Source organism: Azospira sp. MPR-E4 (genome assembly GCF_058809645.1).
The window spans coordinates 1-21,763 of the sequence record NZ_JBXAST010000005.1; the positions used below are offsets into that span (position 1 = coordinate 1).

Here is a 21,763-nt window from a genome sequence, read left to right on the forward strand (position 1 = left end):
GGGTAGTCGGGCATGGGCGCCATTTTACGTCAGCCGGCCCGCCGCCGAGCCGGGGGGAACGGCGGAAAAATATCCCTTGCCTGTTGTGGATTTATCTTATCTCCATGTTTTTAAATGAATTGTTGTGGAGTGCCCCTTTTTGCGGCAGAGCAAGAAAAACCCTTGTCCCAGCCCGACTTAGACAATTTGATGACAGGCTATCCACAAAGTTATCCACAGGTTTTGTGGATAAGCCGGGATAAGCCCGCCCCGGGCCTGCCATGCCGGTGGAAAATTCCTCCGGGATGCCGGGCCCGGGGCGGGCCGGGCAAAGGGACGCTCCGGCCGGGCTGCCGCCGGGCGGGCGGGACTTGCCCGAAGCATGAGGGGCAGGCTAAAGTTGCGGGCTTAAAAAGACCCTTCGGAGGTTCCGTGTTCGCCATCATCCAGGCTGCTGGCTGGCCCATCTGGCCCCTGCTGTTCGCATCCATCATCGCCCTTGCCCTCATCATCGAACGTCTGGTGGCCCTGCGCCGCAGCAAGGTGGCTCCCGAAGGATTGCTGGCCCGGGTCGTCGGCGAAGTGCGCCAGGGAACCGTCAATGAAGCCGCCATCAACGCCCTGGAACAGGGTTCGCCCCTGGGCCGGGTGCTGGCCGCCGGCCTGCGCAACGTCAAGAGCAGCCGCGAAGTGATGAAGGAATCCATCGAGGAAGCCGGCCGCGGCGTCACCCACGAGCTGGAGCGCTACCTCACCACCCTCGGCACCATCGCCTCCATCAGCCCCCTGATGGGCCTCTTCGGCACCGTCGTCGGCATGATCGAGATCTTCGGCTCCCAGGCGCCCACCGGTGCCAACCCCATGCAGCTGGCCCACGGCATTTCCATCGCCCTCTACAACACCGGCTTCGGTCTGGTGATCGCCATTCCCGCCATGATCTTCTGGCGCCACTTCCGCGCCCTGGTGGACAGCTTCGTCATCGAGATGGAGCAGCAGGCGGTGAAGCTGGTGGAAGTGGTCCACGGCGAACGTAACTGAGCGGGCGCCCGATCATGCAATTCCGTCAAGGCCGCCACCGGGAGGAGCCGGAGATCAACCTGATTCCGTTGATCGACGTGCTCCTGGTGATCATCATCTTCCTCATGCTCACCACCACCTACGCCAAGTTCTCCGGCCTGGAAATCAATCTGCCCACCGCCGATTCCTCCCAGAATCCGGAGCAGCCCCAGGAAGTCAGCGTGGCCGTCACCGCCAGCGGCCAGGTGCTGGTCAACAAGTCGCCCCTGAGCACGCCCGACGTGCCGGTCATCGCCGAGGCCCTGCGCCGGGCCGCCGGTAGCCAGAAAGACCCGGTCATCGTCATCAATGCGGACGCCAAGGCCACCCACCAGAGCGTGGTGGACGTGATGCAGGCGGCCCAGAGCGCCGGCTATCCCCGCATCTCCTTCGCCACCCAGGCGCCCCAGAAATAAGGCATGGCCCTAGGCCCGCGACTGCAGAAGTTCTGGTTTCGCGGCGCCTTGCCGCGCCGGGGTGATGGCGCTCCGGCCTGGTTCGACACCCTGCTGTTCAATCTGCTGACCCCCATCTCCTGGCTGTTCCGGGGCCTGACGGCCCTGCGCCGCCTGGCCTTCCGCCACGGCTGGCTGGGTTCGGCGCGCCTGCCGGTGCCCGTGGTGGTGGTGGGCAACATCATCGTCGGCGGTGCCGGCAAAACTCCCCTGACCCTCTATCTGGCCCGACAGCTGCGGGCCGCCGGCCTGCGTCCGGGCATCGTCAGCCGCGGCTACGGCAGCGCCCAGGAGGGCGTGGCGGCCGTCAGCCCCGAGGCGACGCCCGCACAGGTGGGCGACGAGCCCCTGCTGCTGGCCCGGGAAAGCGGCTGTCCGGTATGGATCGGCCGGGACCGGGCGGCGGCGGCCCGGGCCCTGCTGGCGGCATCCCCCGATTGCAACCTGATCCTCTGCGACGACGGCCTGCAGCACTACCGCCTGGCCCGGGACGTGGAAATCGCCGTGTGCGACGTGCGCGGCCTGGGCAACGGCCGCCTGCTGCCGGTGGGCCCCCTGCGGGAGCCGCGGCAGCGCCTGGCCCAGGTGGATGCGGTAGTGGGCAACGGCATGGCCGCCGAACTGCTTTTCTCCGCCAAGGCGGCGACGCCGCCCCTGTTCCGCATGGACCTGCGGCCCGCATCGTTCCATGGCCTGCAGGACCCGTCCCGGCAATGCAGCGCCGCCGACCTGGCCGGCAAGCGGCTCTACGCCGTGGCCGGCATCGGCCATCCCCAGCGCTTTTTCCGCACCCTGGCCGAGTTGGGTCTGACGGTGGAGGCCCGGGCCTTTCCCGACCACCACGCCTACACTGCCGCCGACCTGGCCTTCGCCCGGGACGGCGTGCTCCTTACCACCGCCAAGGATGGGGTAAAATGCGCGGCCATCTACGGGGGTGAAGCCTGGGTGTTGCCGGTGGACGCCCAGCTGACCCCCGACCTATCCGCTTTTGTTCTGGAGAAAATCAATGGACGCACGGTTGCTGGACATCCTGGTCTGCCCGGTGTGCAAGAGTAGTCTGGAGTACCGCAAGGAGCAGAAGGAACTGGTCTGCAAGCCCTGCAAGCTGGCCTTCCCGGTGCGGGACGACATTCCCATCATGCTCGAGGAAGAAGCCCGCACCCTGGGCCAGGACGAAAACTGAGCCCTGCCCGGAATCCCGCCATGCAACGCTTCAAGGTCGTCATTCCCGCCCGCTACGCTTCCTCCCGCCTGCCGGCCAAGCCCCTGCTGGACCTGGGCGGCAAGCCCATGGTGGTGCGGGTGGCGGAACGGGCGGCTCTTTCCGGCGCCGAGGAAATCTGGGTGGCGACCGACCACCGGGAGGTGGAGGCGGCCTGCCGGGCCCACGGCCTCAATGTGCTGCTGACCCGGGACGACCATCCCACCGGCACCGACCGGCTGGCCGAAGTGGTGGCCCTGCGGGGCTGGAGCGACGACACCCTGGTGGTCAATGTGCAGGGCGACGAGCCCCTCATCGAGCCGGAACTGATTTCCGCCACGGCGAACCGCCTGGCCGAGAGCGGGGCCGACATCGCCACCGTGGGCCACGGCCTGTCCGAGGCCGCCGATTTCTTCAATCCCAATATCGTCAAGCTGGTGTGCAAGGCCGACGGCGACGCCCTGTATTTCTCCCGGGCGCCCATCCCCTACGCCCGGGACCATTTCGCCCGGGAAGGCGGCGGTGAAACCCTGCCGACGGACTTCCCCGCCTACCGCCACATCGGCCTCTACGCCTACCGGGCCGCCTTCCTCAAGGCCTACTCCGGCCTGGCCGTCTCGCCCCTGGAGCAGTTCGAATGCCTGGAGCAGCTGCGGGCCCTGTGGCACGGCTACCGCATCAGCGTGGCCATTTCCGATAGCCTGCCGGCCCCCGGCGTGGATACCCCGGAAGATGCGGTGCGCATGCGCAAATGGTTTGACCGAGAAGGAATTTCCGAGTAATTTTCGCTCCTTAAAAAGAGGGGTGAACACAACCCCAGCGGCTTCCCCAAGGCCGCCGCCAGAACAGCGCCAGACCTGTACAAAAACATAAATTCAATCAACGCACTTCTGACTGACATCACGTCATCGCACACATTCCGAGGACTCCATGCGACTGATTCTCCTCGGCGCTCCCGGCGCCGGTAAGGGCACCCAGGCCCAATTCATCCGCGAAAAATTCGGCATCCCCCAGATTTCCACCGGCGACATGCTGCGTGCCGCCGTCAAGGCCGGCACCCCCCTGGGCATCGAAGCCAAGAAGGTGATGGACGCCGGCGGCCTGGTTTCCGACGACATCATCATCGGTCTGGTGAAGGACCGCCTGCAGCAGGACGACTGCAAGGCCGGCTACCTGTTCGACGGTTTCCCCCGCACCATTCCCCAGGCCGAAGCTATGAAGGCTGCCGGCGTGGCCATCGACTTCGTGCTGGAAATCGATGTGCCCGACAGCGACATCATCTCCCGCATGAGCGGCCGTCGCGTGCATGTGGCCTCCGGCCGCACCTACCACGTCACCTTCAACCCGCCCAAGGTGGCCGGCAAGGACGACGAGACCGGTGAAGACCTGATCCAGCGCGACGACGACAAGGAAGAAACCGTCAAGAAGCGCCTGGACGTGTATCACTCCCAGACCAAGCCCCTGGTGGATTACTACGGCAAGTGGGCCGCCACCGGCGACGCCAACGCCCCCAAGTACCGCAAGATCGCCGGCGTCGGTTCCGTGGAAGACATCAAGAACGCGGCTTTCGCAGCGCTGAAGTAAGGGGAGGCGGATCACCATGGCGGTGAAAAACGCCTTCTACGCCCAGTCCGGCGGGCCCACCGCCGTGATCAACGCCTCCGCCTGCGCCGTCATCGAGACGGCGCGGGCCCATCCGGACAAAATCGGCAAGGTCTTCGCCGGGCGCAACGGCATCGTCGGCGCCCTCACCGAAGACCTGATCGACACCAGCCTGGAGTCCCCCGCGGACATCGCCCGGCTGCGCACCACCCCGGGAGCCGCCTTCGGCTCCTGCCGCTACAAACTCAAGTCCATCGAAGAGCACCGGGCCCAGTACGAGCGCCTGATCGAGGTCTGCCGCGCCCACGATATCGGCTATTTCTTCTACAACGGTGGCAACGATTCCATGGACACCGCCTGGAAGGTTTCCCAGCTGTCCGAGAAGATGGGCCACCCGCTGATCTGCGTCGGCGTACCGAAGACGGTGGACAACGATCTGCCTCTCACCGACTGCTGCCCGGGCTTCGGCTCCGTGGCCAAGTATGTCGCCACCTCCATCCGCGAAGCGGGGCTGGACGTGGCCTCCATGGCCCGCACTTCCACCAAGATTTTCGTCCTCGAAGTCATGGGCCGCCATGCCGGCTGGATCACCGCCGCCTGCGGCCTGGCTTCCGGCAGCGGGGCCGATTCCGGCCAGCCGCCCCACATCCTGCTGTTCCCCGAAGTGCCCTTCGACGAGACCGCCTTCCTGGCCCGGGTGCAGCAGTGCGTAGACCGCTACGACTATTGCACCATCGCCGTCTCCGAAGGCCTGAAGACGGCCGACGGCAAGTTCGTTTCCGAGCAGGGCGGCAAGGATGCCTTCGGCCATTCCCAACTGGGCGGCGCCGGCCAGTGGATCGCCCAGCTGATCAAGGACAAGTTGGGCCACAAGTACCACTGGGCCCTGGCCGACTACCTGCAGCGGGCAGCCCGCCACATCGCCTCCAAGACCGATGCCGACCAGGCCTATGCCCTGGGCAAGGCGGCGGTGGAGCTGGCCGTGGCCGGACGCAATGCGGTGATGCCCACCGTGCAGCGCCTCGCCGACGCGCCCTACCGCTGGGAAGTGGGCGTGGCCGAACTGAAGGACGTGGCCAATGTGGAACGCAAGATGCCGGCGGATTTCATCAGCGCCGACGGTTTCCACATCACCGACAAGTGCCGTGCCTACCTGGCGCCCCTGATCGAAGGGGAGGACTATCCGCCCTACCGGCACGGCCTGCCCGATTACGTCAGTCTGAAGAATATTGCCGTGCCCCGGCAGCTGGGAGAGTTCAAGGTGTAAGACCCAGCATCGCCCCGGCGCGGCAGGAAAGGTTTGTTTCTCTGTAGCAAACCGGACCGTAAGGACGGACCATCGCCCGAACGGCCTGAGCTTTACCACTATCTAGGAGGGAGTTCATGTCATCAGGTCTGTTGTTAGCGCTAGTGTGTGCGGTGCTGGCGGTGCTTTACGGCGCCATCTCCAGCAAGTGGATCCTCAGCCTGCCCGCCGGCAACGAGCGGATGCAGGAAATCGCCAAGGCGATCCAGCAGGGGGCATCCGCCTATCTCAACCGGCAATACACCACCATCGGCATCGTCGGTGCGGTGCTGTTCGTCGTCATCGGCATTTTCCTCGCCTGGAGCACCGCCATCGGTTTCCTCATCGGTGCCGTGCTCTCCGGTGCCACCGGCTTCATCGGCATGAACGTCTCGGTGCGGGCCAACGTGCGCACCGCCGAGGCTGCCCGGGGCGGCATCGCCCCGGCCCTGGACGTGGCCTTCAAGGGCGGCGCCATCACCGGCATGCTGGTGGTGGGCCTGGCGCTCCTGGGCGTGGCCGGCTACTACGCCGTGCTCAAGGCCGGCGCTGCGCCCGGCACGGAAATCCACCACATCGTCGAGCCCCTGGTGGGCCTGGCCTTCGGCGGCTCCCTCATCTCCATCTTCGCCCGTCTCGGCGGCGGCATTTTCACCAAGGGCGCCGACGTGGGCGCCGACCTGGTGGGCAAGGTGGAAGCCGGCATTCCGGAAGATGACCCGCGCAACCCCGCCGTGATCGCCGACAACGTGGGCGACAACGTCGGCGACTGCGCCGGCATGGCGGCCGACCTGTTCGAGACCTACGCCGTGACCGTGGTGGCCACCATGGTGCTGAGCGCCCTCATGCTCAAGGGCGTGCCGGCGGCCAACGACAACCTGGTGGTCTATCCCCTGGCCCTGGGCGGCGTCTCCATCATCGCCTCCATCATCGGCTGCTTCTTCGTCAAGACCACGGAAGGCGGCAAGATCATGGCCGCCCTCTACCGCGGCCTGGCGGTGGCCGGCGTGCTGGCCCTGATCGCCTTCTACCCGGTCACCACCTGGATGCTGCCGGAAGGCGTGCCCCTGGCAGACGGCAAGGTCATCGGCGTCAATGCCATCTTCGGCGCCTCCGTCGTCGGCCTGGTACTGACCGCCGTGCTGGTGTGGATCACCGAGTACTACACGGGCACCGACTATGCGCCGGTGAAGCACGTGGCCTCGGCCTCCCAGACCGGCCATGCGACCAACATCATCGCCGGCCTGGGGGTGTCCATGAAGTCCACAGCCCTGCCGGTGCTCTCGGTGTGCGTCGCCATCCTGGTCTCCTACGGCCTGGCCGGCCTCTACGGTATCGCCATCGCCGCCACCTCCATGCTCTCCATGACCGGCATCGTCGTCGCCCTGGACGCCTACGGCCCCATCACGGACAACGCCGGCGGCATCGCCGAAATGGCCGAGCTGCCCGACTCCGTGCGCGGTGTCACCGATCCCCTGGATGCGGTGGGCAACACCACCAAGGCCGTGACCAAAGGCTACGCCATCGGTTCCGCCGGCCTCGCCGCCCTGGTGCTGTTCGCCGACTACACCCACGCCCTGGAGACGGCAGGCCTCAAGCTTTCCTTCGACCTTTCCGACCACATGGTGATCGTCGGCCTCTTCATCGGCGGCCTGATCCCCTACCTGTTCGGCGCCATGGCCATGGAGGCCGTGGGCCGGGCTGCCGGTTCGGTGGTGGAGGAGGTGCGGCGCCAGTTCCGCGAAGTGAAGGGCATCATGGAAGGCACGGCCAAGCCCGATTACTCCCGGGCGGTGGACATGCTGACCAAGTCCGCCATCAAGGAAATGATCATTCCCTCCATCCTGCCCGTGGCAGTGCCGGTGCTGGTGGGCCTCTTCCTCGGGCCCAAGGCCCTGGGCGGGGTGCTCATGGGCACCATCGTCACCGGTCTCTTCGTCGCCATCTCCATGACCACCGGCGGCGGTGCCTGGGATAACGCCAAGAAGTACATCGAGGACGGCCACTTCGGCGGCAAGGGTTCCGATACCCACAAGGCAGCCGTCACCGGCGATACCGTGGGCGACCCCTACAAGGACACCGCCGGCCCGGCGGTGAATCCCCTGATCAAGATCATCAACATCGTGGCCCTGCTGATCGTGCCCCTGGTGGTGAAACTGATGGCCTGAGGCTTTCCTCCGGCAAGCAAAAGGCGGCTGCGGCCGCCTTTTTTCATGGCCGTGCCGGCGGCGGACTAGCGGCCGCCGGCCACGTCCAGGATGGCGCCGGTGGTGTAGGAGGCGTCTTCCGACAGCAGCCAGAGGATGGCCTTGGCCACTTCCTCCGGCGTGCCGCCCCGCTGCATGGGAATGCCCGTTCGCAGCCGCTCCACCCGGCCCGGCTCGCCGCCGCTGGCATGGATGTCGGTGTCGATGAGGCCGGGAGCCACCGCATTGACGCGGATGCCTTCCGCCGCCACCTCCCGGGCCAGACCCAGGGTGAGGGTTTCGATGGCGGCCTTGGAGGCGGCGTAGTCCACGTATTCCCCGGCCGCGCCCAGGCGGGCGGCGCGGGAGGAAAGATTGACGATGGCGCCGCCGTGGCCGCCATGGCGGGTGGACAGGCGGCGTACCGCTTCCCGGCAGCAGAGGAAGGTGCCGACGACGTTGGTGGCGAAGATGCGCTGCAGGCGATCCCCGTCCATGTCCTCGACCCGGGTCTGGTGCTCCAGGATGCCGGCGTTGTTGACCAGGGCCGTGAGGGGGCCGAACCGCTGTTCCGCCGCGGCGAAGAGGGCCCGGATTTCCTCTTCACGGCTGATGTCGGCCTGGAAAGCCAATATCGGCGCGCCTTCCCGGCCGCTCTCCCGGGTCACTTCCGCCACCAGCTGTTGCGCCGCCGCCGTATCCTGGCGGTAGCTGAAGCACACCGCGTAGCCGGACCGGGCCGCCAGGCGCACGGTGGCGGCACCGATGCCGCGGGAACCGCCGGTGATGAGGAGGGTCTTGTGCATGGGCTGACTCCTTGTGTCATGGGGCGGCTATCGCCCCGCCGGCCCAGCTTAGCGGGCCGGACCGGCGGCGTCCATGGGCGTTTCCCCGGGGGGCGGGTCTGTGGCAGCATGCTTCCTCCGCCACGCCTGACTGCCGCCATGAGCCCTGTCTTTCATACCGCCCGCGCCGACATTCCCGCCTACCGCACCAAGGACGGCTCGGAAATCCGCGAACTGATGCATCCCGACGTCCACGGCAACCGCCAGCAGAGCCTAGCCGAGGCCACGGTGCCGCCGGGAACGCGCACCCTGCTGCACCGGCACCACCTGAGCGAGGAGCTGTATCACGTCACCGCCGGCCACGGCGTCATGACCCTGGGGGAGCGGCGTTTCCTCATCGCCGTCGGCGATACCGTGCATATCGCCCCGGGCACCGCCCATGCCCTGGAGAACAGCGGCGACCAGCCCCTGGTGGTGCTGTGCGCCTGCAGCCCGGCCTACCGCCACGACGATACGGAACTGCTGGAAGCGGGGAGCGGCGTCTGACCATGACCTTCGATTTCGATACCCCGGTGGAGCGCCGGGGCAGCGACAGCTTCAAGTGGGGCCGCTACGCCGGCCGGGACGTGCTGCCCCTGTGGGTGGCCGACATGGATTTCGCGGCACCGCCGGCGGTGCTGGAAGCCCTGCGGCAGCGGGTGGATCACGGCGTCTTCGGTTACGGCGGGGCCACGCCAGAGGTGACCGGGAGCGTGTTGCAGGCCCTGGACCGGGATTACGGCTGGCAGGTGCAGGCCGAGTGGCTGGTGTGGCTGCCCGGCCTGGTCACCGGTCTCAACGTGGCCTGCCGGGGTCTGGCGGAGCCGGGGGAGACGGTGCTCTCGGCAGTGCCCGTCTATCCGCCCTTCCTCGCCGCTCCGGCCCTGTCGGAGCGGCGCCTGGCCACGGTGCCGCTGCACTGCCAGGAGGGGCGCTGGTGCTGGGACTTCGCTGCCCTGGAAGCGGCGCTGCAGGCCGATCCCCGGCCGTCCCTGCTGCTCCTCTGCCATCCCCACAATCCGGTGGGCCGGGCCTGGAGCCGGAGCGAACTGGAGACGGTGGCAGAGCTGTGCGGGCGTTACGACGTGCTGGTCTGCTCCGACGAAATCCACGCCGACCTGCAACTGGAGCCCGGCGCCCGCCACCTGCCTTTCGCCTGCCTTGACGCCGAAGCCGCCCGGCGCAGCGTCACCCTCATGGCGCCCTCCAAGACCTACAACATCCCGGGGCTGTCCTGCGCCTTCGCGGTGATTCCCGACAGCACCATCCGTCGCCGCTTCACCCGGGCCATGGCGGGCATTGTGCCCCACGTCAATGTGCTGGGACTGGCCGCCTGCGGTGCCGCCTACGCCCACGGCGAGCCGTGGCGCGAGGCTCTGCTGGCCTATCTGCGGCAGAACCGGGAGAGGGTGGTGCAGGCGGTGGCCGGCTGGCCGGGGCTGGAGATGGTGGCGCCGGAAGCCACCTATCTGGCCTGGATCGACGCGCGGCAGAGCGGCCTGGAGGGGCCGGCCCGGGCTTTCGAGACCGCCGGCGTGGGGCTGTCGGACGGCCGGGAGTTTGGCGCTCCCGGTTTTGTCCGTCTCAATTTCGGCTGCCCCGGGGCCACCCTGGAGGTAGCCCTGGAGCGCATGGGGCGGCTGCTCAGGCCTTGAGGGCAGGGTTGAGGCTGTAGGTGCCGGTCAGCTGGGCCTGGGCCAGGATGTGGCCCTCCATGGCCTGGCGCAGGTCGGCGCCGCTGAAGCGGCCCGTCACCGGCAGCTGTTCCACGTCCAGGGCGTAGATGGTGAATACGTAGCGGTGCCGCAGGGCATCGTTCCAGGGCGGGCAGGGGCCGTCGTAGCCGTAGTAGTCGCCGCTCATGTCGCCGTCGCCGGCGAACCAGCCGGTGTAGTCGTTGATGCCGTGGCGGCTGCCTTCCAGGCTGGCGGGGCCGGGCTTGCCCCGGGGCGTCACTTCGCTGCAGAACTCGCCGGCCCGGATTTCCCGGCGCATGGCGGAGATGTCCGTCAGTACCCAATGGAAGAAATCCACCCGGGGCAGGTCGGCCGGCACGCTGCGGCCTTCCTGGTTCACGTCGTCGCCTGTGGACGGCACGTCGGGGTCGTGGCAGATGAGGGCGAAGGAGCGGGTGCCGATGGGCACGTCGCTCCAGCGGAGGTGGGGGTTGTGGTTACCCCCGAGGCAAACGTGGTGCTGGGCGTGGGGGATACAGAAGGCGAATTCCCCGGGAATCGGCTGGCCGTCGCTGAAGCTCTTGCTTTCCAGTTTCACGTTGCACTCCTCCTTGAAAAGTGCCGGTCGTCGGACTATTCCGCGGCCCGGCGTTTGAAGTCCCTCATTCTAAAGCCAAGCGCATAAAGGGTGGCGAAGTAGGCGAAGATGCCGCCGGCCACCAGGGCTCCCAGGTGCCATAGGCGTTGCAGGGTGGAGTAGAGCAGCCAGTCTGCCTCCCGGCCCATGCCCAGCCACAGGGCGGCGCCGAGCACTGCCAGGGCTGCCAGCAGCTTCAGTAGGAACGGCAGCCAGCCCGCCTGGGGCCGGTAGATGTCGTGCCGGCGCAGGCCCCGGTACAGCAGGAAGGCGTTGAGGCAGGCGGCCAAGCCGATGGAAAGGGCCAGGCCGGCATGTCCCAGGTTGAAGATGGCGACAAAGAGCAGGTTCATTGCCTGGGTGGCGCAGAGGGAGGCCAGGGCGATCTTCACCGGGGTGCGGATGTTCTGCCGGGCGTAGAAGCCGGGCGCCAGGACCTTGACCAGGATCAGGCCGGTGAGGCCCACAGCGTAGGCCGCCAGGGCGTCCCGGGTGTGGAACACATCGCCGCCGGTGAAGGCGCCGTGGTGGAAGAGGGTGGCGATCAGGGGCACGCCCAGGATGGCCAGGGCCAGGGCTGCCGGCAAGGTCAGCAGCAGGCACAGGCGCAGGCCCCAGTCGAGCAGGCGGGCATAGTCCTCGCCCTTGCCGTCGGCGTGGTACTTGGCCAGGGAGGGCAGGAGGATGGTGCCGAGGGCGGCGCCCAGCAGGCCGGAGGGGAATTCCATGAGCCGGTCGGCGTAGTAGAGCCAGGAGACGGAGCCGCTCTGCAGGAAGGAGGCGAAGACGGTGTTGATGAGCAGGCTCACCTGGCTGACCGAGACGCCCAGCACCGCCGGGGCCATCAGGCGCAGGATGCGGCGCACCCCCTCGTCCTTCCAGTCGAAGCGGAAGCGGGGCAGCATGCCGATGCGGCGCAGGGCCGGCAGTTGCAGCCCCAGTTGCAGCACGCCGCCGACAAAGACGGCCCAGCCCAGCACCAGGGCCGGCTGGTCGAACCAGGGCGTGGCGAAGAGGGCCAGGGCGATGAAGCTGACATTGAGCAGCACCGGCGTGAAGGCCGGCAGGGCAAAGCGGCTCCAGGTATTGAGGATGCCCCCCGACAGGGCCACCAGGGACATGAACAATATGTAGGGGAAGGTGATACGGGTCAGGGTCACCGTCAGTTCGAACTTTTCCGCCTCGGCAGCGAAGCCGGGGGCGGAGATATAAACCAGGATGGGGGCGCCGACGATGCCGAGGGCGGTGACCAGGGTCAGGATGAGGAAGAGCAGGGTGGCGACCCGGTCCACCAGGTGGCGCGCCTCTTCTGCACCGCGGCGATTCTTGTACTCCCCCAGGATGGGGACGAAGGCCTGGGAGAAGGCCCCCTCGGCAAAGAGGCGGCGCAGCAGGTTGGGCAGCTTGAAGGCGACGAAGAAGGCGTCGGTGGCCAGGCCGGCGCCGAAGGCCCGGGCGATGACGAAGTCCCGGACGAAGCCGAGCAGGCGGGAGAGCAGGGTCATGCCGCTGACGGTGACCAGGGCGCGAAGCAGATTCATAGACGGGAAGCGTGGGGCCGGGGTGCCGGCGGCGTGGCGAAGGCGCTATATTAGCCCGTCCCCGGGCCGCGGGCGGGGCGAAAAGGTCAATTGCATGTAGTGCTTGCCTTTTTCCTGGCGAACCGTTAAACTCGCGCCCTTTCGATTAACCCCCGTTTTCAGGAAGAATTCATGGCCAACAGCGCTCAAGCCCGCAAACGCGCGCGCCAGTCCGAGAAGCAACGCGCTCACAATGCCAGCCTGCGCTCCACGCTGCGTACGGCTATCAAGCGCGTCCAGAAGGCCGTTCTGGCCGGCGACAAGGCTGCCGCACAAACCGTATTCCAGCAATCCGTCGCCGTTCTGGACCGTATTGCCGACAAGAAAATCATCCACAAGAACAAGGCCTCCCGTCACAAGAGCCGCCTGTCCGCTGCGATCAAGGCCCTGGCTGCCTGATCTCCCGGTCTCCGGATGAAAAAAACGGCACCTGCGGGTGCCGTTTTTGTTTTCTGGCTCCCGGGGAGCCGGTATTCGTGGTCTTGCTGGTGTCGGGTGTGGAGTAAGCGTGCTTCGGCGGCGGGATGCCGGCCGATACCGGAGCGTCAGTTGTGGGGGCGTTCCGCGCCTTCGACGACCTGCAGTTCGTTGTCGTTGGCAAAGTTGAGCATGAACTTGTAGGCCATGGGTTCGAGGCGGCCCAGTTGGGCGTCCACGAACACGGCTTTTTCGCCCTGGAAGGTGCAGGGGCCGACGAAGGGGGAGTATTTCATCTTCTTTTCGGCGCCAAAGGCAGACATGACGCCGCACAGGCGTTCAGCCCAGTCGCTGGGGCGAAATTTTCGCCCCTCCCGGGTCAGGCCGACAATGATGAAGTTGGGGGCTGCGTCTGTTGTCATGTCTCCACGTATTCTTATCGACTCGCCGGTGCCTTGTGGGTGCCGGTCGGGGTGGTGTGGATGTCGGGATGATGTCCGACTGCATTGGCGGGGAGGCTCCTCCGTGCGCCGCGAAGCATTCTAGCAGAAATGCCGCATTCGTCGTCGCTGGCGGCGGGCGGATTTTCCCGGGAACGGGTGTCGGCAGGTTTTGCTTTCGAGAATGTTCAATGAAATTATGGTGGTGCGTTGCATAGTTAAATGTCTGTGCATATACTGCATCCCATCCCATTGAATTAAAGGGGGTCATTGTGACGCCCGTCTTTTTCACCAAGTTCAGTTTCCGCATCCGCACCCGTACCGGTGCGGTGGTGGATCATCTGACCATTCAGGGACGCGATGAGGGTGAAGCCCAGCGCAAGCTGCGCCAGATGTACCGGGACTGCGAGGTGCTGGAGGCCCGCCGTCTGGCGGTGACCGGCCGGGCCGGGGCCAGTTTCGAGGAGGTGGTGGATTTGCTGTCCGGTTGAGCGGACGGTATTCCGGTAACAAAGGGCGCTGCGGCGCCCTTTTGCATTTCAGAGGAAGTCGCTGCCCCGCAGTTCGTCATGCAGGGCCAGGTAGTCCTGGGCGCCATTGCTGGCAAAGGCGTGGGTGAACACGTCCTGGTTGAGGGAGGGGCTTTCGGCGACCGCCACGTTCTCGGAGATGGCGGTGCGGCAGACCTCGTCGCCGAAGGCGGCACAGAGGCGCTGGCGGATGTCCTCGCTCATGCGCCGGCGCCTGTCGAAACGGGTGAGCACGTAGCGCCGCGCCACGCGCCGCTTCAGCACCGGCTCCAGGATGTCCAGGGTGCGGGCCATGTGGAAGGCGGCCTGGAGCGAGAGGAAGTCGGTGGAGACGGGGATCAGCACCCGTTCCACGGCAAAGATGGCGTTGAGGGCCAGGACGCCCACGTAGGGGCAGCAGTCGATCAGGGTGACCCGTTCGCCCTTGCTCTCTTCCAGGTGGTTGAGCCCCAGGCGCAGCTTGTTGAGGATGGTGGGGCCCTTGCCGTAGATGGAGTCCACCTTGATCAGCTGCTGGTGCGAGGGGATCAGGGTGCCGATCTCCGGCCAGGGCAGTTCCAGGTCGCCCAGGGGGCGGTTGTCCTGGTAGAAGGAATAGAGGGTGTGCTCCACCTGGTTGGGGGCGCCGCCGTGGATGCTGGAGAGGTGTCCCTGGGGGTCCAGGTCCAGGAGCAGGGGCGGGCGGTTGTGGCGGATGCTGGCGGCGGCAAGGTTGAGGGTGGTGGTCGTCTTGCCGACGCCGCCTTTCTGGTTGAAGATCGCCAGCCGGGGCATGTTGGAGTCCTGTTCGGTCTAGGTTTTACGGCACTCTCGGGCCGGGTGTCGCCTATACAAGGCGGCGTTTTTCGCTTAGTATTCAACCTTTAGCAACCCCGTATTTCTGGGCTTTTCACTACAGCACAGCACCGGGTACGGGGGCGCCACGGCGGCGGCACTGGCCGCCGTTTGTCATTCTCGCGCCCCTCGCCCGTCACTTCAAGGCAAGGTCATGCCCCACCTGATGAATACCTACGCCCGCCTGCCGGTGGCTTTCAGCCATGGCGAGGGGAACCGGATCTACGATACCGACGGCAAGTGTTATCTGGACGCCCTGTCCGGCATCGCCGTCAATACCCTGGGTCACAACCATCCCAAGCTGGTCAATGCCATCGCCAGCCAGGCGGCTCGGGTGCTGCACACCTCCAATCTATACCGGATTCCCCTGCAGGAGGAGCTTGCCGATCGTCTGGCCGGGCTTTCCCGCATGGAAGAGGTCTTTTTCTGCAACTCCGGTTGCGAGGCCAACGAGGCCGCCATCAAGCTGGCCCGCTTCTTCGGCCATCAGAAGGGCGTCGATGCGCCGGTCATCATCGTCATGGAAAAGGCCTTTCACGGCCGCACCCTGGCGACCCTGTCGGCCACCGGCAACCGCAAGGCCCAGGCCGGCTTCGAGCCCCTGGTCTCCGGTTTCGTGCGGGTGCCGTACAACGACCTGGACGCCATCCGCGCCGCCGCCGAGCTGAATCCCAATGTGGTGGCCGTGCTGCTGGAAATGGTGCAGGGCGAAGGCGGCATCCATGTGGCCGATCCGGAATTCCAGCGCGGCCTGCGCAGTCTGTGCGACGAGAAGGACTGGCTCCTGATGTGCGACGAAGTGCAGTGCGGCATGGGCCGTACCGGCACCTGGTTCGGCTTCCAGCACGCCGGCATCCTGCCCGACGTGGCCACCCTGGCCAAAGGCCTGGGCTCCGGTGTGCCCATCGGCGCCTGCATGACCGCCGGCAAGGCTGCCGGCCTGTTCAAACCGGGCAACCACGGCTCCACCTTCGGCGGCAATCCGCTGGCCTGTGCCGCGGCCCTGACCACCATCGCCTGCATCGAGGAAGAAAAGCTGCGGGAAAACGCCGTGGCCCAGGGCGAGGCCATCCGTCGCGGGCTCAGCGAAGCCCTGGCCGGTGTCAGCGGCCTGGTGGAGATTCGCGGCAAGGGCCTGATGCTGGGCATCGAGCTGGACCGCCCCTGCGGCGAACTGGTGGCCAAGGGCCTGGAGGCCGGCCTGCTGATCAACGTCACCGCCGAGAAGGTGGTGCGCCTGTTGCCTGCATTGACTTTCAGCGCGGCGGATACCCAGGAGCTGGTGCAGCGCCTGGCCGCCCTGATCAAGGAGTTCCTGACGGCCTGAGGCAGTCGGGGAGGGGAGACCACTATGTCGTCAATCAAGCATTTTCTGCAGTTCAAGGATTTCACCCGGGAAGAGTTCGACTACCTGTTCGCGCGCACCCGCTGGATCAAGGACCAGTTCAAGAACTACAAGCAGTACTGGCCCCTGACCGACCGCACCCTGGTGATGATTTTCGAGAAGGCCAGCACCCGTACCCGCCTCTCCTTCGAGGCCGGCATGCAGCAGCTGGGCGGTTCCGCCATCTACCTCAATACCCGCGATTCCCAGCTGGGCCGCGGCGAGCCGGTGGAAGATGCGGCCCAGGTCATCTCCCGCATGAGCGACATCGTCATGATCCGCACCTTCGAGCAGGAGATCATCGAGCGCTTCGCTGCCAACTCCCGGGTGCCGGTGATCAACGGCCTGACCAACGAATACCACCCGTGCCAGATCATGGCCGACATCTTCACCTACATCGAGCACCGGGGCCCCATCCAGGGCAAGACCGTGGCCTGGATCGGTGATTCCAACAATGTCTGCAACACCTGGCTGCAGGCGGCCGAAGTGCTGGACTTCAACGTCCACGTCTCCACGCCCCCGGGCTACGAGGTGGAAGCGGAACGGGCGGGCCTCTACGGCACCGCCAATTTCGAGCAATTTAGCGATCCCATGGAAGCGGCCAAGGGGGCCGACATCGTCACCACCGACGTGTGGACCTCCATGGGTTTCGAAGCTGAAAACGAGGAACGCCTGAAGGACTTCGCCGACTGGCAGGTCGATGGCGACATGATGCGTATCGCCAAGTCCGACGCCATTTTCCTCCATTGCCTGCCGGCCCACCGTGGCGAGGAAGTGACCGCTGAAGTGATCGACGGTCCCCAGTCCGCTGTCTGGGATGAGGCGGAGAACCGGCTGCACACCCAGAAGGCCCTCATGGAGTATCTGCTCCTGGGTCGCGTCAATTCTTAATCTTTGCAGGGAAGCATCATGAGCGACATCAAGAAAGTGGTTCTCGCCTACTCCGGCGGCCTCGACACCTCCGTCATCCTCAAGTGGCTGCAGGATACCTACCAGTGCGAAGTGGTGACCTTCACCGCCGACCTGGGCCAGGGTGAGGAACTGGAACCGGCCCGCACCAAGGCCCTGAAGTTCGGCATCAAGCCCGAGAACATCTTCATCGACGACCTGCGCGAAGAATTCGTGCGCGACTTCGTCTTCCCCATGTTCCGCGCCAACACCGTCTATGAAGGCGAGTACCTGCTGGGCACCTCCATCGCCCGCCCCCTGATCGCCAAGCGCCTGATCGAGATCACCAACCTGACCGGTGCCGATGCCATCTCCCACGGCGCCACCGGCAAGGGCAACGACCAGGTGCGCTTCGAGCTGGGCGCCTACGCCCTCAAGCCCGGCGTCAAGGTCATCGCCCCCTGGCGCGAATGGGATCTGCTGTCCCGCGAGAAGCTGCTGGCCTATGCCGAGCAGCACGGCATCCCCGTCGAGATGAAGCACAAGCAGGGCGGTTCTCCCTACTCCATGGACGCCAACCTGCTGCACATCTCCTACGAAGGCCGTCACCTGGAGAACCCCGCCGCCGAGGCCGAGGAAGACATGTGGCGCTGGACCGTCTCCCCGGAGAACGCTCCCGATGCCGCCGAATACCTGGATCTGGAATTCGTCCAGGGCGACCTGGTGGCCATCAACGGCCAGAAGATGAAGGCCCACGAACTGCTGGCCAAGCTCAACGAGCTGGGCGGCAAGCACGGCATCGGCCGCCTGGACCTGGTGGAAAACCGCTACGTCGGCATGAAGTCCCGCGGCTGCTATGAAACCCCGGGGGGCACCATCCTGCTGCGCGCCCACCGCGCCATCGAATCCATCACCCTGGACCGGGAAGTCGCCCACCTCAAGGACGACCTCATGCCCCGCTACGCCAGCCTGGTGTACAACGGCTACTGGTGGGCGCCCGAGCGCAAGGCCCTGCAGACCCTGATCGACCACACCCAGCAGACCGTGAACGGTACCGTTCGTCTCAAGCTGTACAAGGGCAACGTCATCGTGGTCGGCCGCGATTCCAAGACCGACTCCCTGTTCGACCCGACCATCGCCACCTTCGAGGACGATGCCGGCGCCTACGACCAGAAGGATGCGGGCGGCTTCATCAAGCTCAACGCCCTGCGCATGCGCATCGCCGCCAACCTCAAGGCACGCAAGGGTTAAGCGGAGGGTTTGGTGGAAAGCACCCTCTTCGGCTTTACGGAAGCCCAGATCTCCGAATTCGGCGTCACTTTCGGGATCGGGGCTTTCATCCTCTACATGCTGTTCATCATCGGCGAGCTGGCCTACAAGTCCAAGGCCGGCAAGGTCGGTACCTTCGTCCTGTTTTTCGTGCTGTCTCTGGGGATGCTCGGCTTCATCTCCAAGACCTTCATCCAGAAATTGTGGGGAATCTGATGTCTCAATTCGATAATGTTTCCGTGGTCAAGGCTGCCAACGTCTACTTCGACGGCAAGTGCGTCAGCCACACCGTGATTTTCGCCGACGGCTCCAAGAAGACCGTGGGCGTGATCCTGCCCGCCAGCCTGACCTTCAACACCGGCGCTCCCGAAGTCATGGAAACCGTGGCCGGTGCCTGCCGCTATCGCCTCAAGGGCGAGACGGAATGGAAGACCTCCGGTGCCGGTGAGTCCTTCAACGTGCCGGGCAATTCCAGCTTCGACATCGAAGTGACCGGCGAGCCCTACCACTACGTCTGCTACTTCGGTTAAGCGAGGATCGTCATGCCGTCTTTCGATTTTTCCTCTGAAGTGGACATGGTGGCGCTGAAGAACGCCGTCGATGCCACCGGCAAGAAGATCGTCGGCCGCCACGACTTCAAGGGCACCACCGCCAAGGTGGAGCTCAACGAGAAGGACAAGGTCATCACGGTCTACGGCGACTCCGACTTCCAGCTCGACCAGATCAAGACCATCCTCTTTCCCGAAATGGAAAAGAAGGAGCCGGACTGCGTCAAGCGCCTGGACCAGCAGGCCGTGCAGAAGGTCTCCGGCGACAAGGTGAAGCAGGACCTGAAGATCAAGATCGGCATCGAGAGCGAGCTGGCGAAGAAGATCGTCAAGCTGGTGAAGGACTCCAAGCTCAAGGTGCAGGCTGCCATCCAGGGCGACACGGTGCGCGTCACCGGCGCCAAGCGCGATGTGCTGCAGGAAACCATTGCCCTGGTGAAGAAGTCCATCACCGACTTCCCCATCAAGTACGGCAATTTCCGCGACTGAACCGGCATTCTCCGCCTGCATGAAAAACGGCGCCCGCGGGCGCCGTTTTCTTTTGCCGTAGTCCGGTCAGCGGCGCAGGTTGGCGATCCAGGCCCCGTACAGGCGGTCGGCCAGCTGCCGCATGGCGGGCAGGCGCCATTCGATTTCGGCCACCATCTGCTCGGGCGTCTGGCCGGCAGGATGCCGGGCGGCGGCCCGGGCTTCGTCCGCCCAGTCGCTGCTCCAGGTGGCGATCAGCTCCGGCGTCATTTCCACATGGCACTGCATGGCCAGGTGGGGCCCCAGGGCGAACATCTGGTTGGCGCAGAAATCGTTGGTGAGCAGGCGCACGGCCTGGGGCGGCAGGGAGAAAGTTTCGCCGTGCCACTGGAAAACGGTGACTTCGCCCCCCAGGCCGTTGAACCAGTGGCCGGGAATTTCACCCTCCTCGATGCGGGCCGTGCCCCAGCCGATTTCCTTGATTGGATTCGGCGTTACCTGGCCGCCCAGGGCTTTGGCCATGAGCTGGCCGCCGAGGCAGTGCCCCAGCACCGGGATGCCGGCAGCGACGGCGCTGCGGATCAGGGCACAGGTATGGTCGATCCAGGGCAGGGGGTCGTTCACACTCATGGGGCCACCCATGAAACAGAGGCCGGCATAGGCCTCCGGCGAGGCCGGCACGGGGGCGCCGGCATCCACGGGGATCAGCTCCCAGGCGATGCCGTGGCCTTCCAGGAATGTGGCAAAATAGCCCGGACCTTCTGTCGGAGTATGGCGAAAAATGGCAACGGGACGCATGGCAGGGAAATGGGGCGGAAGGATGGCGACGGGGCATTCTAGTCTGGGCTGGCTGTCATGCCTATGTCTTTTGCTGGCAGCGCCCCTGCAGGCTGTCGAAGTCGGCATTGCCGGCGTCTTTCCCAACAAGGCCCTGCTGGTCATCGACGGCGCCCCGCCCAAGGGCGTGGCCGTGGGCCAGAAGACGGAGCAGGGCGTGAAGCTGGTGGCGGTGGAGGACGGTGCCGCCATCATCGAGGTGGACGGCAAGCGGCGCACCCTGCGGGTGGGCCAGAGCGTCGTCTCCCAGCAATCTTCCGACCGCACCCCCACCCTGACCCTGTCTTCCGATGCCAGCGGCCATTTCTACGCCACCGGCAACATCAACGGCGGCACCATCCGCTTCCTGGTGGACACGGGTGCTACCATGGTTTCCATCGGCGCGTCCGATGCCCGCCGTCTGGGCCTCGACCTGCGCAATGCCCAGGTCGGTTATACCCAGACAGCCAACGGCACGGCGCGGGTGTATAAGGTACTTCTGTCCACCGTGCGCATCGGCGACGTCACCCTGACCGATGTGGATGGCCTGGTGCACGAGAGTGACATGCCCATCGCCCTGCTCGGCATGAGTTTTCTCAACCGCATGGAAATGCAGCGGGACGGGCAGCGCATGATTCTAAAAAAACGTTATTGATTCCCCCTGGAGGAACCCCCAATGCCCCAACGTGATCAGGAAATCGCCCTGCTGCGCGAAGAACTGGAACTGCTCATGGGCGAGCGTCACTTGCTGCTGCAGATCGTCGGTGCCGCCGCCAGCCTCATCGCCGGCCTGGACAGCAAGCGCCTGCCGGTCGGTGCCGTGGAGGCCGCCGATCTGGTGGCGACCCACATCAACCGCCTGCCGGAAGAAACCCTGCAGGACGCCCTGCAGGCCGTCAGTGCCGAGATCGAGGAAAGCGGTGCTGAAACCCATTGACGGTCCCGCCGGCGTGGTGGACCTGGAGCGCCTCCGTGCCAGCCTTTCCGCCGAACCCCTGGCTGCCCCGCCGATCCTGGAAGACGGCATCGGCAACGAAACCCTGACGCCGGCTGCCGTCCTCTTTCCCATCGTGCTGCGGGAAAGCCATCCCACGGTGCTGCTGACCCAGCGCACCTCCCACCTGCGGGACCATGGCGGCCAGGTCAGCTTTCCCGGCGGCCGGGTGGAGGAGGTGGACCAGTCCCCCATCCACACCGCCCTGCGGGAGACCGAGGAAGAGATCGGCATGTCCCCGGAGCTGGTGGAAGTGCTCGGCTACCTGCCGGAGTACCGCACCAGCACTGGCTTTCGCGTCACCCCGGTGGTGGGCCTGGTGCGCCCGCCCTTCACCCTGCGGCCCGACCCCTTCGAGGTGGCCGAAGTTTTCGAAGTACCCCTGGCCTTCCTCCTGGACCCGGCCAATCGCCAGCGCCACTCCCGGGAGTGGCGGGGGCGGCTGCGCCACTATTTCGCCATGCCCTATGGCGACTACTTCATCTGGGGCGCCACCGCCGGCATGATCGTCTCCCTGGCCGACCGTCTCGGCTACCCGGCGACACCGCTGTAGGATGCCCGCCGCTCCCGGCTGTCATCTGCAGGCCGGGGCGAAATGTGTTATCTTGGACCTTCTCCGACAGGGGCGCTGGCAAAGCATTTGGCGGTTGCGTGGTTTCCGCGCCGAGCCACCTGCCAGGCGGTTCCCTGCTTC

Annotated in this window: 27 protein-coding genes; 21 read left to right on the top strand and 6 right to left on the bottom strand. The window is 65.8% G+C overall.

The annotated features are described in order from the left end of the window. Positions 1-411: 411 nt before the first annotated feature. The 8 genes from AC1RTA_RS02650 to AC1RTA_RS02685 all read left to right on the top strand — a co-directional run bounded on the left by AC1RTA_RS02650 (position 412) and on the right by AC1RTA_RS02685 (position 7,746). Positions 412-1,017: a MotA/TolQ/ExbB proton channel family protein gene (locus tag AC1RTA_RS02650; RefSeq protein ID WP_014238279.1), complete on the top strand. Its 606-nt coding sequence runs from the start codon at positions 412-414 to the stop codon at positions 1,015-1,017. Positions 1,018-1,031: 14 nt separating this feature from the next. Then, complete coding sequence (locus tag AC1RTA_RS02655) at positions 1,032-1,451, top strand: ExbD/TolR family protein (protein WP_014238278.1); 420 nt, start codon at positions 1,032-1,034, stop codon at positions 1,449-1,451. 3 nt (positions 1,452-1,454) lie between these two features. Beyond that, positions 1,455-2,546 (top strand): tetraacyldisaccharide 4'-kinase, encoded by a 1,092-nt coding sequence (gene lpxK, locus AC1RTA_RS02660; RefSeq protein ID WP_492783887.1) that lies wholly within the window; start codon positions 1,455-1,457, stop codon positions 2,544-2,546. Next, complete coding sequence (locus tag AC1RTA_RS02665) at positions 2,497-2,673, top strand: Trm112 family protein (RefSeq protein WP_014238276.1); 177 nt, start codon at positions 2,497-2,499, stop codon at positions 2,671-2,673. The genes lpxK and AC1RTA_RS02665 overlap by 50 nt, the downstream gene beginning before the upstream one ends. A gap of 20 nt (positions 2,674-2,693) precedes the next feature. Continuing rightward, positions 2,694-3,473 (top strand): 3-deoxy-manno-octulosonate cytidylyltransferase, encoded by a 780-nt coding sequence (gene kdsB, locus AC1RTA_RS02670; RefSeq protein ID WP_130458887.1) that lies wholly within the window; start codon positions 2,694-2,696, stop codon positions 3,471-3,473. A gap of 148 nt (positions 3,474-3,621) precedes the next feature. Then, on the top strand, positions 3,622-4,275 hold the full coding sequence (adk, locus tag AC1RTA_RS02675) for an adenylate kinase (protein ID WP_014238274.1): 654 nt from the start codon (positions 3,622-3,624) through the stop codon (positions 4,273-4,275). 16 nt (positions 4,276-4,291) lie between these two features. Continuing rightward, complete coding sequence (locus tag AC1RTA_RS02680; RefSeq protein ID WP_492783888.1) at positions 4,292-5,560, top strand: 6-phosphofructokinase; 1,269 nt, start codon at positions 4,292-4,294, stop codon at positions 5,558-5,560. 116 nt (positions 5,561-5,676) lie between these two features. Continuing rightward, complete coding sequence (locus AC1RTA_RS02685) at positions 5,677-7,746, top strand: sodium-translocating pyrophosphatase (RefSeq protein WP_287873810.1); 2,070 nt, start codon at positions 5,677-5,679, stop codon at positions 7,744-7,746. 65 nt (positions 7,747-7,811) lie between these two features. Here the strand turns inward: AC1RTA_RS02685 and AC1RTA_RS02690 are convergent, their stop codons facing one another. After that, positions 7,812-8,570, bottom strand: a complete 759-nt coding sequence (locus tag AC1RTA_RS02690; RefSeq protein ID WP_492783889.1) for an SDR family oxidoreductase — start codon at positions 8,568-8,570, stop codon at positions 7,812-7,814. Between the two features lie 138 nt (positions 8,571-8,708). On the opposite strand from AC1RTA_RS02690, the gene AC1RTA_RS02695 reads away from it, so the two are divergent. Then, positions 8,709-9,095: a cupin domain-containing protein gene (locus tag AC1RTA_RS02695; protein ID WP_492783890.1), complete on the top strand. Its 387-nt coding sequence runs from the start codon at positions 8,709-8,711 to the stop codon at positions 9,093-9,095. Positions 9,096-9,097: 2 nt separating this feature from the next. Further along, positions 9,098-10,243, top strand: a complete 1,146-nt coding sequence (locus tag AC1RTA_RS02700; RefSeq protein WP_492783891.1) for a MalY/PatB family protein — start codon at positions 9,098-9,100, stop codon at positions 10,241-10,243. Here the strand turns inward: AC1RTA_RS02700 and AC1RTA_RS02705 are convergent. Both AC1RTA_RS02705 and murJ read right to left on the bottom strand, forming a co-directional pair. Further along, positions 10,233-10,862: a YbhB/YbcL family Raf kinase inhibitor-like protein gene (locus tag AC1RTA_RS02705; RefSeq protein ID WP_014238268.1), complete on the bottom strand. Its 630-nt coding sequence runs from the start codon at positions 10,860-10,862 to the stop codon at positions 10,233-10,235. The two genes, AC1RTA_RS02700 and AC1RTA_RS02705, sit on opposite strands and share 11 nt — an antisense overlap. 35 nt (positions 10,863-10,897) lie before the next feature. Next, positions 10,898-12,442 (bottom strand): murein biosynthesis integral membrane protein MurJ, encoded by a 1,545-nt coding sequence (murJ, locus tag AC1RTA_RS02710; protein ID WP_492783892.1) that lies wholly within the window; start codon positions 12,440-12,442, stop codon positions 10,898-10,900. Positions 12,443-12,613: 171 nt separating this feature from the next. On the opposite strand from murJ, the gene rpsT reads away from it, so the two are divergent. Next, positions 12,614-12,880, top strand: a complete 267-nt coding sequence (gene rpsT / locus AC1RTA_RS02715) for a 30S ribosomal protein S20 (RefSeq protein WP_014238266.1) — start codon at positions 12,614-12,616, stop codon at positions 12,878-12,880. Positions 12,881-13,026: 146 nt separating this feature from the next. On the opposite strand, the gene AC1RTA_RS02720 is transcribed toward rpsT, so the two are convergent. Then, a complete protein-coding gene (locus tag AC1RTA_RS02720; protein WP_014238265.1) occupies positions 13,027-13,320 on the bottom strand; it encodes a DUF3579 domain-containing protein in 294 nt (97 codons plus the stop codon). Between the two features lie 290 nt (positions 13,321-13,610). Here AC1RTA_RS02720 and AC1RTA_RS02725 point away from each other — a divergent pair, with 290 nt between their 5' ends. Next, entirely contained in the window at positions 13,611-13,829 is a 219-nt protein-coding gene (locus tag AC1RTA_RS02725) for a hypothetical protein (RefSeq protein WP_014238264.1), read from the top strand. A 48-nt stretch (positions 13,830-13,877) separates the two neighbouring features. Here the strand turns inward: AC1RTA_RS02725 and AC1RTA_RS02730 are convergent, their stop codons facing one another. Beyond that, positions 13,878-14,642 carry a ParA family protein gene (locus AC1RTA_RS02730; RefSeq protein WP_152088846.1) on the bottom strand — a complete coding sequence of 255 codons (765 nt, stop codon included), beginning with the start codon at positions 14,640-14,642 and terminating at the stop codon, positions 13,878-13,880. 214 nt (positions 14,643-14,856) lie between these two features. On the opposite strand from AC1RTA_RS02730, the gene AC1RTA_RS02735 reads away from it, so the two are divergent. From AC1RTA_RS02735 to AC1RTA_RS02760, 6 genes are read left to right on the top strand one after another with little or no spacing between them, the layout of a single operon-like run. After that, positions 14,857-16,029, top strand: coding sequence for an aspartate aminotransferase family protein (locus AC1RTA_RS02735; RefSeq protein ID WP_205229966.1), 1,173 nt, complete (start codon positions 14,857-14,859; stop codon positions 16,027-16,029). A 24-nt stretch (positions 16,030-16,053) separates the two neighbouring features. Further along, a complete protein-coding gene (argF, locus tag AC1RTA_RS02740; RefSeq protein WP_014238261.1) occupies positions 16,054-16,977 on the top strand; it encodes an ornithine carbamoyltransferase in 924 nt (307 codons plus the stop codon). Between the two features lie 18 nt (positions 16,978-16,995). Continuing rightward, positions 16,996-18,225 carry an argininosuccinate synthase gene (locus AC1RTA_RS02745; protein ID WP_130458878.1) on the top strand — a complete coding sequence of 410 codons (1,230 nt, stop codon included), beginning with the start codon at positions 16,996-16,998 and terminating at the stop codon, positions 18,223-18,225. A gap of 12 nt (positions 18,226-18,237) precedes the next feature. Next, positions 18,238-18,459, top strand: a complete 222-nt coding sequence (locus tag AC1RTA_RS02750) for a DUF2788 domain-containing protein (protein ID WP_014238259.1) — start codon at positions 18,238-18,240, stop codon at positions 18,457-18,459. Beyond that, entirely contained in the window at positions 18,459-18,773 is a 315-nt protein-coding gene (gene ppnP / locus AC1RTA_RS02755) for a pyrimidine/purine nucleoside phosphorylase (protein WP_014238258.1), read from the top strand. Before AC1RTA_RS02750 ends, ppnP begins: the two co-directional genes overlap by 1 nt. 12 nt (positions 18,774-18,785) lie before the next feature. Next, positions 18,786-19,280 (top strand): YajQ family cyclic di-GMP-binding protein, encoded by a 495-nt coding sequence (locus AC1RTA_RS02760; RefSeq protein WP_130458877.1) that lies wholly within the window; start codon positions 18,786-18,788, stop codon positions 19,278-19,280. Between the two features lie 66 nt (positions 19,281-19,346). Here AC1RTA_RS02760 and AC1RTA_RS02765 read toward each other — a convergent pair whose 3' ends face one another. Continuing rightward, entirely contained in the window at positions 19,347-20,057 is a 711-nt protein-coding gene (locus tag AC1RTA_RS02765) for a type 1 glutamine amidotransferase (protein ID WP_416244060.1), read from the bottom strand. A gap of 70 nt (positions 20,058-20,127) precedes the next feature. Between AC1RTA_RS02765 and AC1RTA_RS02770 the strand changes: the two genes are divergently transcribed. Genes AC1RTA_RS02770 through AC1RTA_RS02780 form a run of 3 tightly spaced genes read left to right on the top strand, consistent with a single transcriptional unit; the run spans position 20,128 to position 21,622 of the window. Beyond that, positions 20,128-20,730, top strand: a complete 603-nt coding sequence (locus tag AC1RTA_RS02770; RefSeq protein ID WP_492783450.1) for a retropepsin-like aspartic protease family protein — start codon at positions 20,128-20,130, stop codon at positions 20,728-20,730. A gap of 21 nt (positions 20,731-20,751) precedes the next feature. Then, positions 20,752-21,012, top strand: a complete 261-nt coding sequence (locus tag AC1RTA_RS02775) for a hypothetical protein (protein ID WP_014238254.1) — start codon at positions 20,752-20,754, stop codon at positions 21,010-21,012. Further along, positions 20,996-21,622 carry a CoA pyrophosphatase gene (locus AC1RTA_RS02780; protein WP_014238253.1) on the top strand — a complete coding sequence of 209 codons (627 nt, stop codon included), beginning with the start codon at positions 20,996-20,998 and terminating at the stop codon, positions 21,620-21,622. The genes AC1RTA_RS02775 and AC1RTA_RS02780 overlap by 17 nt, the downstream gene beginning before the upstream one ends. Positions 21,623-21,763: the final 141 nt, after the last annotated feature.